Source organism: Paracoccus sp. NSM (assembly GCF_052379855.1).
Taxonomy (GTDB): Bacteria; Pseudomonadota; Alphaproteobacteria; order Rhodobacterales; family Rhodobacteraceae; genus Paracoccus.
This window is the reverse complement of the sequence record NZ_JBQTCG010000003.1, coordinates 332,543-347,989: the sequence shown is the minus strand read 5'-3', so window position 1 is coordinate 347,989 and position 15,447 is coordinate 332,543. Positions and strand designations below refer to the sequence as shown.

General features: G+C 69.8%; 17 protein-coding genes and 1 tRNA gene. 12 read left to right on the top strand and 6 right to left on the bottom strand.

Going from position 1 to position 15,447, the window contains the following annotated elements; all coding sequences use genetic code 11:
- The 8 genes from secF to ggt all read left to right on the top strand — a co-directional run bounded on the left by secF (nt 1) and on the right by ggt (nt 5,990).
- On the top strand, nt 1-1,002 hold the full coding sequence (secF, locus tag ACTZWU_RS07680; RefSeq protein WP_444736766.1) for a protein translocase subunit SecF: 1,002 nt from the start codon (nt 1-3) through the stop codon (nt 1,000-1,002).
- Entirely contained in the window at nt 1,002-1,355 is a 354-nt protein-coding gene (locus ACTZWU_RS07675; protein WP_444736765.1) for an Mth938-like domain-containing protein, read from the top strand. The genes secF and ACTZWU_RS07675 overlap by 1 nt, the downstream gene beginning before the upstream one ends.
- The gene (ccmA, locus tag ACTZWU_RS07670) at nt 1,352-1,981 is read left to right on the top strand and encodes a heme ABC exporter ATP-binding protein CcmA (RefSeq protein WP_444736764.1); all 630 of its coding nucleotides are present in this window, start codon (nt 1,352-1,354) and stop codon (nt 1,979-1,981) included. The genes ACTZWU_RS07675 and ccmA overlap by 4 nt, the downstream gene beginning before the upstream one ends.
- A 13-nt stretch (nt 1,982-1,994) precedes the next feature.
- Nucleotides 1,995-2,651, top strand: a complete 657-nt coding sequence (ccmB, locus tag ACTZWU_RS07665; RefSeq protein ID WP_444736763.1) for a heme exporter protein CcmB — start codon at nt 1,995-1,997, stop codon at nt 2,649-2,651.
- A 41-nt stretch (nt 2,652-2,692) separates the two neighbouring features.
- Nucleotides 2,693-3,418 (top strand): heme ABC transporter permease CcmC, encoded by a 726-nt coding sequence (gene ccmC / locus ACTZWU_RS07660; RefSeq protein WP_444736762.1) that lies wholly within the window; start codon nt 2,693-2,695, stop codon nt 3,416-3,418.
- Complete coding sequence (gene ccmD, locus ACTZWU_RS07655) at nt 3,415-3,567, top strand: heme exporter protein CcmD (RefSeq protein WP_444736761.1); 153 nt, start codon at nt 3,415-3,417, stop codon at nt 3,565-3,567. The genes ccmC and ccmD overlap by 4 nt, the downstream gene beginning before the upstream one ends.
- Nucleotides 3,560-4,105, top strand: a complete 546-nt coding sequence (locus ACTZWU_RS07650) for a DsbE family thiol:disulfide interchange protein (protein ID WP_444736760.1) — start codon at nt 3,560-3,562, stop codon at nt 4,103-4,105. Before ccmD ends, ACTZWU_RS07650 begins: the two co-directional genes overlap by 8 nt.
- Nucleotides 4,106-4,187: 82 nt before the next feature.
- The gene (gene ggt, locus ACTZWU_RS07645) at nt 4,188-5,990 is read left to right on the top strand and encodes a gamma-glutamyltransferase (RefSeq protein ID WP_444736759.1); all 1,803 of its coding nucleotides are present in this window, start codon (nt 4,188-4,190) and stop codon (nt 5,988-5,990) included.
- 18 nt (nt 5,991-6,008) lie between these two features.
- Here ggt and ACTZWU_RS07640 read toward each other — a convergent pair whose 3' ends face one another.
- Genes ACTZWU_RS07640 through tsaD form a run of 4 tightly spaced genes read right to left on the bottom strand, consistent with a single transcriptional unit; the run spans nt 6,009 to nt 8,702 of the window.
- Entirely contained in the window at nt 6,009-6,428 is a 420-nt protein-coding gene (locus ACTZWU_RS07640; protein ID WP_444736758.1) for an EVE domain-containing protein, read from the bottom strand.
- Nucleotides 6,428-6,703: a YciI family protein gene (locus ACTZWU_RS07635; protein WP_444736757.1), complete on the bottom strand. Its 276-nt coding sequence runs from the start codon at nt 6,701-6,703 to the stop codon at nt 6,428-6,430. The genes ACTZWU_RS07640 and ACTZWU_RS07635 overlap by 1 nt, the downstream gene beginning before the upstream one ends.
- The gene (locus tag ACTZWU_RS07630; protein WP_444736756.1) at nt 6,700-7,638 is read right to left on the bottom strand and encodes an NAD(P)H-dependent glycerol-3-phosphate dehydrogenase; all 939 of its coding nucleotides are present in this window, start codon (nt 7,636-7,638) and stop codon (nt 6,700-6,702) included. Before ACTZWU_RS07630 ends, ACTZWU_RS07635 begins: the two co-directional genes overlap by 4 nt.
- Complete coding sequence (gene tsaD, locus ACTZWU_RS07625; RefSeq protein WP_444736755.1) at nt 7,635-8,702, bottom strand: tRNA (adenosine(37)-N6)-threonylcarbamoyltransferase complex transferase subunit TsaD; 1,068 nt, start codon at nt 8,700-8,702, stop codon at nt 7,635-7,637. Before tsaD ends, ACTZWU_RS07630 begins: the two co-directional genes overlap by 4 nt.
- 79 nt (nt 8,703-8,781) lie before the next feature.
- Here tsaD and ACTZWU_RS07620 point away from each other — a divergent pair, with 79 nt between their 5' ends.
- The 4 genes from ACTZWU_RS07620 to ACTZWU_RS07605 all read left to right on the top strand — a co-directional run bounded on the left by ACTZWU_RS07620 (nt 8,782) and on the right by ACTZWU_RS07605 (nt 12,880).
- Nucleotides 8,782-9,447 carry a uroporphyrinogen-III synthase gene (locus ACTZWU_RS07620; protein WP_444736754.1) on the top strand — a complete coding sequence of 222 codons (666 nt, stop codon included), beginning with the start codon at nt 8,782-8,784 and terminating at the stop codon, nt 9,445-9,447.
- Nucleotides 9,448-9,541: 94 nt separating this feature from the next.
- A complete protein-coding gene (locus tag ACTZWU_RS07615; RefSeq protein ID WP_444736753.1) occupies nt 9,542-10,864 on the top strand; it encodes a hypothetical protein in 1,323 nt (440 codons plus the stop codon).
- Nucleotides 10,865-10,874: 10 nt separating this feature from the next.
- A complete protein-coding gene (locus ACTZWU_RS07610; protein WP_444736752.1) occupies nt 10,875-12,662 on the top strand; it encodes a heme biosynthesis HemY N-terminal domain-containing protein in 1,788 nt (595 codons plus the stop codon).
- 142 nt (nt 12,663-12,804) lie between these two features.
- A tRNA-Thr gene (locus ACTZWU_RS07605) sits at nt 12,805-12,880 on the top strand.
- Nucleotides 12,881-13,150: 270 nt separating this feature from the next.
- Here the strand turns inward: ACTZWU_RS07605 and ACTZWU_RS07600 are convergent.
- On the bottom strand, nt 13,151-14,794 hold the full coding sequence (locus tag ACTZWU_RS07600) for a CTP synthase (RefSeq protein ID WP_444736751.1): 1,644 nt from the start codon (nt 14,792-14,794) through the stop codon (nt 13,151-13,153).
- 151 nt (nt 14,795-14,945) lie between these two features.
- Nucleotides 14,946-15,431 carry a preprotein translocase subunit SecG gene (gene secG / locus ACTZWU_RS07595; RefSeq protein ID WP_444736750.1) on the bottom strand — a complete coding sequence of 162 codons (486 nt, stop codon included), beginning with the start codon at nt 15,429-15,431 and terminating at the stop codon, nt 14,946-14,948.
- Nucleotides 15,432-15,447: the final 16 nt, after the last annotated feature.

The following is a 15,447-nucleotide window of genomic DNA, read 5'->3' as shown; positions in this document are numbered from 1 at the left end:
ATGGCCTTCCGTCTCAAACTGGTCCCCTCGGAAACGCGCATCGACTTCTTCCGCTGGCAAAAGCTGACCTTCGGCCTGTCGGCCCTGATGATGATCGCCTCGGTGATCGTGCTGTTCGTGAACGGGCTGAATTTCGGCATCGACTTCCGCGGCGGCACCACCATCCGGACCGAGGCGACCCAGCCCGTCGATGTCGGCGCCTATCGCGCGGCCCTGTCGGGCATGGAACTGGGCGACGTGGCCATCACGCAGGTCTTCGATCCAAGCTTCCGCGATGACCAGCATGTCGCGCAGGTCCGCATCAGCGCGCAGGACGGCGTCGAATCCGTGACCCCCGAGACGATCCGCGCCATCGAGGCCGCGTTGCAGCAGGTCGAGCCCTCGATCACCTTCGCCGCGGTCGAATCGGTCGGGCCCAAGGTTTCGGGCGAGCTGATCCAGACCGCGATCTACGCGGTCCTCGCGGCGCTGGTGGCGATCTCGATCTACATCTGGCTGCGCTTCGAATGGCAGTTCTCGGTCGGCGCGATCGTGTCGCTGGTCCATGACGTGCTGATCACGATGGGCGTTTTCGCGCTGTTCCAGATCCGCTTCGATCTGGCGACGGTGGCGGCGCTCTTGACCATCGTGGGCTATTCGATCAACGACACCGTCGTCGTGTTCGACCGCCTGCGCGAGAACCTGATGAAGTACAAGAAGCGCGCCCTGCGCGAGCTGATGAACCTGTCCGTGAACGAGACGCTGTCGCGCACGGTCATGACCTCGGGGACCACGCTTCTGGCGCTGATCGCGCTTCTGGTTCTAGGCGGCGACGTGATCCGCGGCTTCGTCTTCGCGATCACCTTCGGCATCCTGATCGGGACCTATTCCTCGATCTACGTGGCCAAGAACTTCGTGCTGTGGCTGGGCGTCAAGCGCAACTGGGACAAGAACGACCCCGAGACCCAGGAAGGCCGCAAGAAGCGCGTGAAATCGCCCTTCGAGGGCGCCGAGGAGGTCTGATGGCCCTCAGCCCCAGCGATTTCGGCGGTGCCGCCATCATCGAGGGCTACGGCCCCGGCTTCTTCCGCGTCGCGGGTCAGGTGATCCAGGGCGCGGTTCTGGTCGAGGGCGATCAGGGCCAACCCTGGGACGGCCTGTCGGACGAGGCCGCGCTGATGGCTCTGGCGGGCCGCGTCGATGTGCTGTTTCTGGGCACCGGCGCCCAGCCCGCCTATCCGCCGCGCGGCCTCTTCGACCGCCTGGCCGAGGCGGGTATCCGCGCCGAGGCGATGCCCTCGCCCAACGCCGCGCGCACCTACAATGTCACCCGTTCCGAAGGCCGCCGCGTCGCCTGCGCGCTTCTGCCGCTGTGAGGCATCTGGCCGTCCATGACCTGACCGTCTCGCGCGGCGGGCTGCGGGCGGTCGAGGGCGTCAGCTTCACGCTGGACGCGGGCGAGGCGCTGATCCTGCGCGGCCCGAACGGCATCGGCAAGACGACGCTTCTGCGCTGCATCGCGGGGCTTCAGGCTCCCGTCGCGGGCCGGATCGACGCAGCCGAGGACAGCGTCGCCTATGCCGCCCATGCCGACGGGCTGAAACCCGCGCTGAGTGTGGCCGAGAACCTGACCTTCTGGTCGCGCGTCTTCGGCGGTAAGCCCGTCGAGCCCGCCTTGGCCGCGATGGACCTGACCGCGCTGGCCGACCGCCCGGCGGGCGCGCTGTCGGCAGGCCAGAAACGCCGTCTGGGTCTGGCGCGGCTGCTGGTGACGGGCCGCCCGCTCTGGGTGCTGGACGAGCCGACCGTGTCGCTGGACGCAGCCTCGGTCGCGGCCTTCGGCGTGGTGATCCGTGCGCATCTGGCGCTTGGCGGCGCGGCGCTGATGGCCACCCATATCGACCTTGGCCTGTCCGAGGCGCGGGTGCTGGACCTCACCCCCCTCCGCGCCCAACCCGGAGCCGTGGCCCGCCCCGCCAGCTTCAACGAGGCCTTCGGATGAGAGGGGGCGCGATATGCTGGCGCTTCTGACGCGCGATCTGCGGCTGGCTGTGCGCGCGGGCGGCGGCTTTGGCCTTGGCGTCGGGTTCTTCCTGATCCTGTCGGCTCTGGTCCCGTTCGGGGTCGGTCCCGACCGTGCCGCATTGGCGCCTGTCGCGCCCGGCATCCTGTGGGTCGGCGCGCTCTTGGCCTGCCTTCTGTCGCTGGACCGCATCTTTGCGCTGGACCACGAGGATGGCAGCCTCGACCTGCTGGCCACCGCCCCCCTGCCGCTGGAGGGCGCAGTGGCGGTCAAGGCGCTGGCGCATTGGATCACCACCGGCTTGCCGCTGGTTCTGGCCGCGCCGCTCTTTGGCGTGCTGCTGCAATTGCCGCCCGCCGCGATGCCCTGGCTGGTCCTGTCGCTGCTGATCGGCACGCCCGCCTTGTCGATGCTGGGCGCCTTCGGGGCGGCGCTGACGGTGGGCTTGCGCCGGGGGGGGCTGCTTTTGTCGCTCTTGGTGCTGCCGCTCTATATCCCTACGCTGATTTTCGGCGCCGAGATCACCCGCCGCGGCGCCGAGGGCGCGGCGGTGGTCACGCCGCTGGTCTTTCAGGCCGGGATCACGCTGGCGGTCCTGGCGCTGATACCTTTCGCCGCAGCCGCCGCGCTGAGGGTCAATCTGCGGTGAGCGGGCTTGAGCCGCCATTCCGCCTTGGTTAGGGGAACCTCATGTCGATCTGGGAATATGCCAACCCCGCCAAGTTCATGCGCACGACCGACCGGCTGCTGCCCTGGGTCGTGGGCGGCGCCGTCGTGCTGTCTGTCACGGGCGTCGTCTGGGGCTTTCTGACGCCCGACGATTTCCGGCAGGGCTCGACCGTCAAGATCGTGTTCCTGCACGTCCCGGCCGCGATGATGGCGATCAACATCTGGGTGATGATGCTGGTCGCCTCGCTGATCTGGATCATCCGCCGCCACCATGTCAGCGCGCTCGCCGCCAAGGCCGCCGCCCCCATCGGCGCCGTGATGACGCTGATCGCGCTGGCCACGGGGGCGCTGTGGGGCCAGCCGATGTGGGGGACCTGGTGGGAATGGGATCCGCGCCTGACCTCGTTCCTGATCCTGTTCCTGTTCTATCTGGGTTATATCGCGCTCTGGGCCGCGATCGACGATCCCGACAGCGCGGCCGACCTCACCGGGGTCCTGTGCCTTGTCGGCTCGGTCTTCGCGCTGCTGTCGCGCTATGCGGTCCTGTTCTGGAACCAGGGCCTGCATCAGGGCGCCAGCCTATCCGTCCAGTCGGGCGAGCGGATGAGCCACGTCTATCGTTACCCGCTTTATACCGCGATGGTGGGCTTCGGCCTGCTGTTCCTAGCGCTGTTGCTGATCCGCACGCGCACCGAAATCCGCAGGCGGCGCCTTGCCGCGCTGCAAGCCCGCGAGATGCGCGCATGATCGATCTGGGGAAATACGCGTTCGCCGTGGTGGCATCCTACGGCGTCTCGCTGGCGCTGCTGGGCGGGCTGATCTGGCAGACGGTCGCTGCCAATACCCGCGCGCGCCGGGCGCTGGAAGACCACGAGAAAGGGAAGAAGAATGGCTAGGCTCTCGCCGCTTGTCGTCCTGCCGCCCGCGATCTTCGCCGGGCTGGCCGCCATGTTCCTCTGGGGCATGAACCGCGAAAACCCCGGCGAGAACCCCTCGGCCCTGGCCGGACGCGAGGCACCCGCCGTGCCCGTCCAGACCCTGCCCGACAAGGTGCAGCTGACCGATGCGATGCTGCGCGAGCCGGGCGTCAAGCTGGTGAATTTCTGGGCCAGCTGGTGCCCGCCCTGCCGCGTCGAACACCCGGTCCTGATGGATCTGTCGCAAGAGCTTCCCGTCTATGGCGTGGCGCTGCGCGACAATCCCGACAATGCGCTGGCCTTTCTGGCCGAGGGCGGCGACCCCTACCACGCCATCGGAGACGATCCGCGCGGCCGCACCGCCATCGACTGGGGCGTGACCGCCCCGCCCGAGACCTTCATCGTCGACGGCAATGGCCGGATCCTCTACCGCTTTGCCGGTCCCATCGTCGGCGCCGACTACGAGAACCGCTTCCGCCCCGAACTGGACCGCGCCCTGGCGGCCGAGGCGCAGTAACCCGCCGCCCGCAAAACCGGGGGTTGTAAACCCTGTGCCCTGCCTTCAGGATTGCATGAAATGCAATCTCATGGGGGCAAGGATGAGACAGGTTCTGGTTCTGGCGCTGCTTCTGGGCAGCGCGGGCGTGGCGGCGGCGCAGCAGGCGACCGATGCGATCACCCCCGAAGGCGCCTCGGGCACCGAGGTCACGTCACGCGGCTTCGGCCCCCTGACCGAGGCCGCGCAAGAGGCCCTGGCCGACAAGGCCGCCGGCCGGGTGGCGCGCGGCACCGACTGGATGGTCAGCGCAGCGCATCCGCTGGCGGTCGAGGCAGGCGCGCGTGTCCTGCGCGAGGGCGGCAATGCCGCCGATGCGATGGTCGCCGTGCAGATCGTTCTGGGCCTGGTCGAGCCGCAAAGCTCGGGTCTTGGCGGCGGCGCCTTCCTCGTCTGGTATGACGCCGCGACGGGTGAGGTGACGACGCTGGACGGCCGCGAGACCGCCCCCCTGCGCGCCACGCCGACCCTGTTCCAGAACGACGAGGGCGAACCTCTCGGCTTCATGGAGGCCGTCGTGGGCGGCCGCTCGGTCGGCACGCCCGGCACGCCGCGCCTGCTGGAGGTCGCGCATCAGAAGTGGGGCCGCGCCGATTGGGCCAGCCTGTTCGATGACGGCATCCGTCTGGCGGATGAGGGCTTTTCCGTCTCGCCGCGTCTTGCCACGCTGGTCGCGGGCGAGGGCGACGCGCTGTCGCGCTATCCGGCAACGGTGGATTACTTCTTCCCCGAAGGCCAGCCCGTGGCCGAAGGCGCGATGCTGACGAACACCGCCTATGCCGACACGCTGCGCGCCTTGGCCGAGGGCGGGGCTGACGCCTTCTATAGCGGCGAGATCGCGCAGGCCATCGTCGATGCGGTCACGGGGGCCGAGGACAATCCCGGCGTGCTGGCTCTGGACGATCTGTCGATCTACCGGGTGGTCGAGCGTCCGGCGATCTGCGTCGAATACCGCGCGCATGATGTCTGCGGGATGGGGCCGCCCTCGTCGGGGGCGCTGACCGTGGGGCAGATCCTCGGCATGCTGGGCGGCTATGATCTGGCCGGGATGGGCGCCGACAGCCCCGAGGCCTGGCGCCTGATCGGGGACGCCTCGCGGCTGGCCTTTGCCGACCGGGGCCGCTTCATGGCCGACAGCGATTTCGTGCCCATGCCGACCGAGGGGCTGATCGACCCCGCCTATCTGGCCGAACGCGGCGCGCTGCTTTCGGGCGATGACAGCCTGCCCGAGGTCGCGCCCGGCAATCCCGGTTGGAGCCATGCGATGCTGTGGGGTCAGGACAGCGCGCTGGAACTGCCCTCGACCACGCATATCTCGATCGTGGACGGCGACGGCAATGCCCTGTCGATGACCACCACCATCGAGAACGGCTTCGGTTCGCGCGTGATGGCGGCGGGGTTCCTTTTGAACAACGAGCTGACCGATTTCAGCTTCGAGACGCATGACGCCTCGGGCTATCCGATCGCCAATGCCATCGCCCCGGCCAAGCGGCCCCGGTCTTCGATGGCGCCGACCATCGTGCTGCGCGACAGCGCGCCGGTCATGGTGATCGGCTCGCCGGGCGGCAGCCGGATCATCGGCTACGTCGCCCGCGCCATCATCGCGCATCTGGACTGGGGCATGGACATCCAGCAGGCGGTCGCGGCGCCCAATCTGGTCAACCGCTTCGGCCCGATGGATGTCGAGCCCGGCCTGCCCGAGGCCCTGACCGAAGGTCTGGCCGCGATGGGGTTCGAGCTGAACGAGACCGCGCTGACCTCGGGCCTGCACGGCATCGTTATCACCCCCGAAGGGCTTGAGGGCGGCGCCGATCCCCGCCGCGAAGGCATCGCCATCGGCGGCTGAGCCGCCGTCAGGGCGCCGTCATTCGGCGGCGCCCGACAATTCCATGATGACCGCCCATTCCGCGTCGCTGACGGGCTGGACCGACAGGCGGGTGTTGTTCACCAGCACCATGTCCTTCAGGCGCGGCTCGGCCTTGGCTTCCTCAAGGCTTACGGCGCGCGGCAGCTTGCGGACCGCGCGCACATCCACGCATTCCCATTTCGGATCGGCCGAGGTGCTGTCGGGATGGGCCTCGGCGATGACCTCGCAGATGCCCACGGCCTCCTTGCCGATATTGCTGTGATAGAACAGACCCAGATCGCCGAGCTTCATCGCGCGCATCATGTTGCGCGCCTGATAGTTCCGCACGCCGTCCCATTCCTCGCCCCGTTCGCCCTTGGCGACCAGATCGTCCCAGCCAAAGACATCGGGTTCGGATTTGAAAAGCCAGTAGGCCATCAGCCGATCACCTTCTTCCATTCGACGATCTCGACCGACTGGAACAGGCCCGCATGGGCATAGGGGTCGGCCTCGGCCCAGGCATCCGCAGCGGCCCGGTCCGCGCAATCGAGGATCACCAGCGAACCCGCCATCTCGCCGCCCTCGATCAGGGGGCCGGCCTGGGCGACGATGCCGCTGTCCCTGATATGGGCCAGATGCGCCTCGCGGGTGGCAAGGCGGATGGGAAGGGCGCCGGGCTTGTCCCGGCAGATCACGGCGAACAGGGGCATCATTCCTCCTTCAGGGGGCGGCTCAGCAGATGGGTCATCGCCTTTTCGACGGAAATCGCGCCCGTCGCAAGCCGTGCGACCATGGCGCTGATCGGCAGGTCCAGACCCTCGGCCTCGGCCATGCGGGCCAAGGCCTGCGCGGTCGCGGCGCCTTCGACCGTGGTTGCGGCGTCGAAGTCCTGCGCCGCCCCAAGCGCCGCGCCAAAGCGGAAATTGCGCGACTGCGCCGAGGTGCAGGTCAGCGTCAGATCGCCCAGCCCCGACAGGCCGGTCAGCGTCTCGGGGCTGGCACCCAGATGGGCGGCCAGCCGCGTCATCTCGGCAAAGCCGCGCGTGATGATCGCCGCGCGCGCGCTGTCGCCCAGACCCGCCCCGATCACCGCGCCTGCCGCGATGGCGATGACGTTCTTCAGCGCGCCGCCCAGTTCCGCCCCGGTCACATCGGTCGTGCGGTAAAGCCGCAGCGTGGGGGTGGACAGCGCCTCTTGCAGCGCGCGGCCCTCGGCGGCATCCGCGCAGGCCAGCGTCAGCGCGGTCGGCAGGCCGCGCGCGATATCGGCGGCGAAGGACGGCCCGGTCAGCACCGCCACAACCGCGCCCGGTGCCCGCGCCGCGATTAGCGCCGAGGGGCCGCGCAAGGTCGCAAGGTCGATCCCCTTGGCGGTGCTGACCAGCCGCTTGCCCGCCAGATCCGCGCCATGCGCCTGCAGAAATCCGCCAAGCGCCTGCGCGGGCAGCGCCAGCAGGATCACGGTTGCCTCAAGCGCGCGGGTCAGATCCTCGGTCGCGCTGACGCCCTCGGGCAGGGTCACGCCCGGCAGGCGCGGGTTCTCGCCCTGCCAGCCGATCCGGCGGCCCCACAAGGTCACCGCGCCGCGTTCCGCCAAGGCCACGGCCAGCGCCGTGCCGAACGCGCCCGCACCCAGAACCGAAATCATGCCTTGGCCCCCTTCTTGCCGCTGCCCAGCATCGGCGCCGCGCTGCGATCCAGCGGCCAGCGCGGACGCGCCGACAGGTCCATCCCGTCGCGGCGCCCGGCGCGGTAAAGCTCGATCCCCGCCCAGGCGATCATCGCGCCGTTATCGGTGCAAAGCCGCAGCGGAGGCGCCAGAAAGCCCGCCCCCGCCTGCGCCGCCACCGCCTGCAAGGCCGCCCGGATCGGCCCGTTCGCGGCCACGCCGCCCGCCACCGCCAGAAGCGGCGCGCCGCTTTCGGCCAGCGCCCGGCGCGACTTTTCGGCCAGAACCTCGGTCACGGCGCGCTGGAAGGCCGCGCACAGATCGCGCCGGTCAGCGGCGCGCAAGCCGCCTGCCTCGGCGATCAGCGCGTCGCGCTGGCGCAGGGCGGCGGTTTTCAGGCCCGAAAAGCTCAGATCGCAGCCGGGCCGGTCCAGCAAAGGGCGGGGCAGGGGGAAACGCTGCGGGTCGCCCAAGGCCGCCTCGGCCTCGACATGCGGGCCGCCGGGCTGGGGCAGGGCCAGCAATTTCGCCAGCTTGTCAAAGGCCTCGCCCGGCGCATCGTCGATCGTGCCGCCCAGCCGGGTGAAATCCTCGGGGCCATGCGCCATCAGGAACTGGCAATGCCCGCCCGAGACCAGCAGCATCAGATAGGGGAAATCCACCCCGTCGGTCAGGCGCGGCGTCAGCGCATGGCCGGCCAGATGGTTCACCCCGACCAAGGGCAGTCCGGCCCCGGCGGCGATCCCCTTGGCACACATCACGCCCGCCATCACGCCCCCGATCAGCCCCGGCCCGGCGGTCACGGCCACGCCGCTCAGGTCGCCCAAACCCAGCCCGGCCTGCGCCAGCGCCTGTTCGACGACCAGATCCAGCCGCTCGGCATGGGCGCGGGCGGCGATTTCCGGCACCACGCCGCCGAAATCGGCATGAAGATCGGTCTGCGAGGCGACGACATTCGACAGGATGCGGCGATCGCCCGTCACGATGGCGGCGGCGGTGTCGTCGCAACTGCTCTCGATGCCCAGAAAGATCAGATCATCCATGCTTGCCCCGAACCCCGGCCTTGCTTACCCATGACGGGCTTGTTCAACTTGGGCCTAGCACCGGCGAGGGAAAGTGCCAATGCCGACCGCGCCGCGCGCCACGCTGCTTCTGACCCGACCGATGCCCGATTCGCGGCGCATCGCGGCGATGCTGCCCGATTGGCCTGTGGTGATCGCGCCCATCCTGCGGATCGAGCCTGTCCCCCATGACGCCGCCGCCCTTCATGCCGCGCCGGGGCTGGTCTTTACCTCGGGCCATGCGGTGGCCAGCGCGGGGCCGGGGCGGGGGCGGCTGGCTTTGTGCGTGGGCTCGCGCACCGGCGATCTGGCCCGCGCCGCCGGTTTTGACGTGCGAGAGGGGGACGGCTTTGCCGAAAGCCTGCTGCCCCTGATCGCTTCCACCGGGGTGTCGCTGGTCCATCCGCATGGCCGCCATCTGGCGCGCCGCCTGCCCGTGCCGGGGGTCGTGGTCTATGACCAGCTGCCCCAACCCCTGACGCCCGAGGCGCTGGACCTGCTGTCGCGCCCCGCGCCGGTGGTGCTGCCTCTGTTCTCTCCGCGTTCGGCGCGGCTTCTGACGGATGCCGTCGCGGGGGCGGTCGCGGCCCTCTGGGTCGTGGCGATCAGCGATGCGGCGCGGGCGGCCTTCGGCGCCCCCGCCGAACGCGCGCTGACCGCCGCCCGACCCGATGCGGCGGCACTGGTCGCGGCAATCGGGCAGATCGCGCGGGCGGAACAAAGCTGATAGCGGGCGGGTTGAGCAGCGGCCCTCCTGCGACTAGGCTGCGCGGGACGCGCCGCGCAGGGCTGTCGCCCTGCCACCGATACGGGGACATGACGTGACGACCAATCAGACGACCGAGGATGCCGCGCCCGGCGCGCGGCCCCAGCCCGCCAAGCCCGGCGTGATCGCCTCGACCGAGATCGGCGCGGGCAAGCCCGCCCAGGCCGGCCAACCCGGAGAGATCCGGCCCATCGATTCCGGCCTCGTCGGCGACGGCTCGGCCGGGCTTTCCGCCGCCACGCCGCGCGATGCCGCCCGTCCCGCCGGTGCTGCCCCGACGTCCCCCACCCCGACGCCGCCCGCGCCCAAGGCCGCCGAATCGCCGAAGGCCGCGCCCGCCCCGCGTCGCGGCGGTTTCCTGCCGCTGGCGCTTGGCGGCGCTGTCGCCGCCGGTCTGGGCGCCGCCGCCGCGATCTGGGCGCTGCCGCATCTGCCGCCCGAATGGCGCCCGGCCACGGCCCCCGCGCCCGCTGCGTCCCAGCAGGCCCCCGCCGTTGACGAGGCCGCGCTGATCGCCGCCGCCGAGGCCGCCGCCCGCGACGCCGCCCGTGCCGCAGCCCTTGACGCGCTGGCTCAGGCGCCCCAGCCTGAAGCCGCCGAAGCGGGCGATCTGCCCGCCGATCTGGCCGCCCGCCTCGAGGCGCTGGAACAGGCCGCAGCCCAGCAGCCCGACGCCCCCGAAGGCGCCGACCCCGAGGCGCTGGCCGCGCTCCGGACGCGCCTTGACGAACAGCAGGCCCGGCTTGACGAACTGGCCGCCCGCCCGGCCTTTGACCCCGAAGCCGCCAGCGCCGTGCAGGCCCAGATCGAAGAGGCCGCGGCCGAGGCCGAACAGCGCCTCGCCGCCGCGCAGGCCGAGGCTGACGCCCTCCAGCAGGCCGCCGCCGAAAGCACCCGCCGCGCCGAGGCCGTCGCAGCCATCGCCGCCCTGCAAGCCGCGCTGGACGAGGGGATCACCCCTGATCAGGCCCGCGACACGCTGGCCGCAGCCGGGCTTGACGCGCCCCAGGCACTGGCCACGCCCGTGCCCAGCCTGGCGCAGCTGCAGGCGGGCTTTCCCGAAGCCGCCCGCGCGGCCCTGCGTGCCAGCCTGACCGCCGCCAGCGCCGAACGTCAGGGCAATCTGGTGACGAACTTCCTGCGCGCACAGACCGGCGCCCGCTCGGTCACGCCCCGCGAAGGCGACGATCCCGACGCGATCCTGTCGCGCGCCGATGCCGCGCTTCAGGCGGGCCGCGTCGCGGATGCGCTGGCCCAGATCGCCGCGCTGCCCGAACCCGCCCTTGCCGCGCCCGCCATGGCTGAATGGCGCGCCGAGGCCGAGGCCCATGCCAACGCGCAGGCGGCCCTGTCCGACCTGTCCCCGGACCAGAACTGAGGCCCGCCCGATGCTGTTGTCCTTCGTGAAAATCCTGTTCTTCTTCGCCGTCGTGCTGGCGCTGGCGCTCGGCGCCACCTGGCTGTCGGAAACCGGGCAATTGCTGCGGATCGAATATAGCGGTGTCGAATACGTGCTGACCCCGGTCAAGGCCGTGGTCGTGCTGGCGATCCTGGCCATCCTCGCCTGGCTGGTGATCCGCCTTCTGGGCCTCTTCGTAGCCTTCCTGCGCTTCCTCGCGGGCGACGAGACCGCGATCAACCGCTATTTCGCCCGTTCGCGCGAACGCAAGGGCTACGCCGCCTTTGCCGAGGGGATGCTGGCCGTCGCCTCGGGCGAGGGCAAGCTGGCGCAGGACAAGGCCGCCAAGGCCGCGCGCTACCTGAACCAGCCGCATCTGACGAACCTTCTGGCCGCGCAGGCGGCGGAAACGGCGGGCGACCGGCAAAAGGCCATCGCCGTCTATCGCGAGCTTCTGGGCGACGACCGCACCCGCTTTGTCGGCATCCGCGGCCTGATGCGCCAGAAACTGGCCGAGGGCGACACCCACAAGGCGCTGCTTCTGGCGCAAAAGGCCTATGCGCTGAAACCCCGCCACAAAGAGGTGCAGGACACGCTGCTGGACCTCCAGACCCGCGAACATGACTGGAAGGGCGCGCGCCGCACCCTCAAGGACAAGAGGGCCCAGGGCGACCTGCCCAAGGATGTGGCGCTCCGCCGTGACGCGGTCCTGGCCCTGCAAGAAGCCAGCGACGTCCTGGCCAAGGGCAATTCCATCAGCGCCCGCGAAGCCGCCATCTCGGCCGCCAAGGCCTCGCCCGACCTGATCCCGGCGGCGGTCCTTGCCGCGCGCAGCTATGTCGCGCAAAAGGATTACCGCAACGCCTCGCGCATCCTCGAAAAGACCTGGAGCGTGCGGCCCCATCCCGACATCGCCGCCGCCTATGCCGAGATCGCGCCCGACGAATCGCGTCAGGCGCGCCTTCGCCGCTTCGACGCGCTGATCCGCAAGAACCCCGATCACGAGGAAACGCGCCTGCTGCAGGCCGAACTGCTGCTGGCGGCCGAGGATTTCCCCGGCGCCCGCCGCGCGCTTGGCGATCTGGCGACGAAACACCCGACGGTGCGGACGCTCTCGATCATGGCCGCGATCGAACGGGGCGAGGGCGCCGATGACAGCGTCGTGCGCGGCTGGCTGACCCGTGCGCTGACCGCCTCTCGCGGGCCGCAATGGTGCTGCGACAAGTGCCAGAACGTGATGCATGCCTGGGCACCGGTCTGCGACAGCTGCAACGGCTTTGACACGCTGACCTGGCGCGAACCCGACGGTCCGCGCGCGACCCCGGCCGCCGCCTCCTCGACGGGGGCCGAGATGCTGCCGCTGCTGGTCGGCGCCTCGGGTGCCGCCCCTGCCACAGCCGAAACCGCGCCCCCTCAAACCGCGACGCCCGAGCCCGCGCAACCGGCTCAGCCGAAACCCGCTCCGCGCGGCATGCCGAATGTGGCTCCGGGCATGGTGCCGCGCGAATCGGATTACGACGATTACGAGCCCGCCCGCACGATCACCGAACCCGGCGCGGGCAACGGCCCGGTCCCCGATCTTGCCGGCAAGGCCGAAGCCTCGCCCAGCCGCGACGCCCCGCCGCTGGTGATCCCCGATGCAGCCCCGGAACCAATGCCCGAACCGAGCCCCGAAGTCGCGCCGCAAAACGCGCCCGACCTCGAACCCCGGATGGTCCGCCCCGACGTGGAACCCCCGGAAGAGGCCGACTGGACCGAGGGCAAGACCCGCCCCTGAGCGGCCATGCCAGAACCCGCCGCGCCCTCGTCCGGGGCGCGGCGACCCGCGCGGCCCGAAACTGCCGCAAGGCGAAAAAATCCGCCCGCGCCCTCTTCCCCCCCGCCACCGAAGGTGCTAATCCGCCCCCCACAGTCTGGACGCCGCTGTAGCTCAGCTGGTAGAGCACGTCATTCGTAATGATGGGGTCGGGGGTTCGAGTCCCTTCAGCGGCACCACTTCCCTCGGGAAGAGACCAGACCACCCACGGGCCGAACCTGCCCGAAAAGCTCTCTGAAAATCCCCCCAAGATTCCCCAGACGCCCGAATTGGCGCGGCGCCCCCTGCGCATTCCGATACTGCGTCCCCCCAAAACCGCAAGATCCCGCCCGCGCCATTGGAAAGGCCGCCCCGCTGATGGCAGGACGGCCCCGATCTTCTTCTTCACGCAAATATCCTCGGGGGGTCCGGGGGCGAAGCGCCCCCGGCACTCGCGGGACGCAACCCGCTCAGACCAGACGCCCTTCCTCCATCGCAGCCCGAACAAAGCCCGCGAACAGAGGCGCCGGCTCGAAGGGCTTCGATTTCAGCTCGGGATGCGATTGCACGCCGATGAACCAGGGATGGTCGGCGTATTCGATCACCTCGGGCAGCTTGCCGTCCGGTGACATGCCCGAGAATTGCAGCCCCGCCGCCTCAAGGCGTTCGCGATAGGCCGCGTCCACCTCATAGCGGTGACGATGCCGGTCCTCGATCTCGGTCGCGCCGCCATAGACCTGCGAGATGCGCGAGCCCTCGGACAGCACCGCCGTATAGGCGCCCAGACGCATCGTGCCGCCCTTGTCATCTCCGACCTTGCGCTTGACGGTGTAGTTGCCCTGCACCCATTCCTTCAGGTGATAGACGACAGGGGTAAAGCGCGTCTTGCCCGCCTCGTGGTCGAACTCCTCGGACCCGGCATCGGGCATCTCGGCCAGATTGCGTGCGGCCTCGATCACGGCCATCTGCATGCCCAGACAGATCCCCAGATAGGGCACCTTCTTCTCGCGCGCATAACGCGCCGCCGCGACCATCCCTTCGGTCCCGCGCTCGCCGAAGCCGCCCGGCACGATGATGCCGTGATAGCCGTCCAAGAGATGCGCGCCCTCGCCCTCCAGCTTCTCGCTGTCCACCCAGTCGGCGCGCACGCGCACCCGGTTGGCCATCCCGCCATGCGTCAGCGCCTCGGCGATGGATTTGTAGGCATCCTCAAGCTGGGTGTATTTCCCGACCACGGCGATGCGGACTTCGCCCTCGGCATTCTCCAGCCGGTCCATCACATCCTCCCATTTCGAGAGGTCGGGCCGCGGCGCCGGGCTGATCTGGAACGCGTCCAGCACCGCCCGGTCCAGACCCGCGCGGTGATAGGCCAGGGGCGCCTCGTAGATCGACTTCAGGTCATAGGCCGGGATCACGGCATCGGGGCGCACGTTGCAGAACAGCGCGATCTTGGCGCGTTCCTTTTCGGGGATCGGATGCTCGGAGCGGCAGACCAGCACGTCGGGGGCAAGGCCGATCGACTGCAATTCCTTGACCGAATGCTGCGTGGGCTTCGTCTTCAGCTCTCCGCTCGCCGCCAGATAGGGCAGCAGCGTCAGATGCATCAGGATGCATTCGCCGCGCGGACGCTCGTGGATGAACTGGCGGATCGCCTCGAAGAAGGGCAGGCCCTCGATATCGCCGACCGTGCCGCCGATCTCGCACAGCATGAAATCGACCTCGTCCCCGCCGATCGCCAGGAAGTCCTTGATCTCGTTGGTGACATGCGGGATCACCTGGATCGTCTTGCCCAGATACTCGCCCCGCCGTTCCTTCTCCAACACGTTGGAATAGACGCGGCCGCTGCTGATGCTGTCGGTGCGCCGGGCCGAGACGCCGGTGAAGCGCTCGTAATGGCCCAGATCCAGATCGGTCTCGGCGCCGTCATCGGTGACGAAGACCTCGCCATGCTCGAACGGGCTCATCGTGCCGGGATCGACGTTCAGATAGGGGTCAAGCTTGCGCAGGCGGACGGTGAAGCCGCGCGCCTGCAACAGCGCCCCCAACGCCGCCGATGCGAGGCCCTTGCCAAGCGAGGACACAACGCCGCCGGTGATGAAGATGTAACGCGCCATGAGGCCCCCGTGATCTGCGATTCGTCTGTCTGCTGGCCGTTGCGAACAACCGGCATCACGGGATTTGGACAATAGCCGATTCGCCCCGTGGCCGCAACGGACCCCAAGTGATGTGGGGCGGATCAGACCGCCCCCAAGTCTTTGTGTCGGTTCAGTTGGCCGGAGGCGGCGCCACCGCATCGCCCGGCGCCACGGGCGCGGTGACCTCGGGCGCGGCAGGCGCAACCGCCTCGGGCGCCGCAGGGGCAACCGGTGCAGCGGCCTCGGGCGCGTCGGGCGCGGGCGGGGTCAGCGGGTTGCCGCCGGTCGCGGGCGGAGGCGTGTAAAGCGGCATGTTCGGCAGCGCCGGCGTCGCGGGCTGGTCGCCCCCCGTCACGCCGATCTGGTCCATGACCGACCCGGTCGAGGCCTGACGCGCCGCGATCACCGTCAGCGCCAGCGAGGTGCAGAAGATCGCCACGCCCAGAATCCACGTCATCCGCGTCAGCGCGTTCGCGGCCTGACGGCCCGACATCACGCCGCCACCACCGCCGCCGCCACCCATGCCAAGACCGCCCCCTTCCGAGCGTTGCAGCAGGACGACCCCGGTCAACAACACGGCAAGGATCAGATGGACGGTCAGGATGACGTTTTCCACGGCTTTCGGCCTTTCA

Bases quoted from the DNA above. Each gene is read 5' to 3' on its own strand.
- ACTZWU_RS07640 (WP_444736758.1), bottom strand. From the start codon at position 6,428: ATGGCCTACTGGCTTTTCAAATCCGAACCCGATGTCTTTGGCTGGGAC.
- ACTZWU_RS07650 (WP_444736760.1), top strand. From the start codon at position 3,560: ATGGCTAGGCTCTCGCCGCTTGTCGTCCTGCCGCCCGCGATCTTCGCC.
- ACTZWU_RS07635 (WP_444736757.1), bottom strand. From the start codon at position 6,703: ATGATGCCCCTGTTCGCCGTGATCTGCCGGGACAAGCCCGGCGCCCTT.
- tsaD (WP_444736755.1), bottom strand. From the start codon at position 8,702: ATGGATGATCTGATCTTTCTGGGCATCGAGAGCAGTTGCGACGACACC.
- ccmB (WP_444736763.1), top strand. From the start codon at position 1,995: ATGCTGGCGCTTCTGACGCGCGATCTGCGGCTGGCTGTGCGCGCGGGC.
- ggt (WP_444736759.1), top strand. From the start codon at position 4,188: ATGAGACAGGTTCTGGTTCTGGCGCTGCTTCTGGGCAGCGCGGGCGTG.
- ccmD (WP_444736761.1), top strand. From the start codon at position 3,415: ATGATCGATCTGGGGAAATACGCGTTCGCCGTGGTGGCATCCTACGGC.
- ACTZWU_RS07675 (WP_444736765.1), top strand. From the start codon at position 1,002: ATGGCCCTCAGCCCCAGCGATTTCGGCGGTGCCGCCATCATCGAGGGC.
- ACTZWU_RS07630 (WP_444736756.1), bottom strand. From the start codon at position 7,638: ATGATTTCGGTTCTGGGTGCGGGCGCGTTCGGCACGGCGCTGGCCGTG.
- secF (WP_444736766.1), top strand. From the start codon at position 1: ATGGCCTTCCGTCTCAAACTGGTCCCCTCGGAAACGCGCATCGACTTC.
- ccmC (WP_444736762.1), top strand. From the start codon at position 2,693: ATGTCGATCTGGGAATATGCCAACCCCGCCAAGTTCATGCGCACGACC.
- ACTZWU_RS07610 (WP_444736752.1), top strand. From the start codon at position 10,875: ATGCTGTTGTCCTTCGTGAAAATCCTGTTCTTCTTCGCCGTCGTGCTG.
- ACTZWU_RS07600 (WP_444736751.1), bottom strand. From the start codon at position 14,794: ATGGCGCGTTACATCTTCATCACCGGCGGCGTTGTGTCCTCGCTTGGC.
- ACTZWU_RS07620 (WP_444736754.1), top strand. From the start codon at position 8,782: ATGCCGACCGCGCCGCGCGCCACGCTGCTTCTGACCCGACCGATGCCC.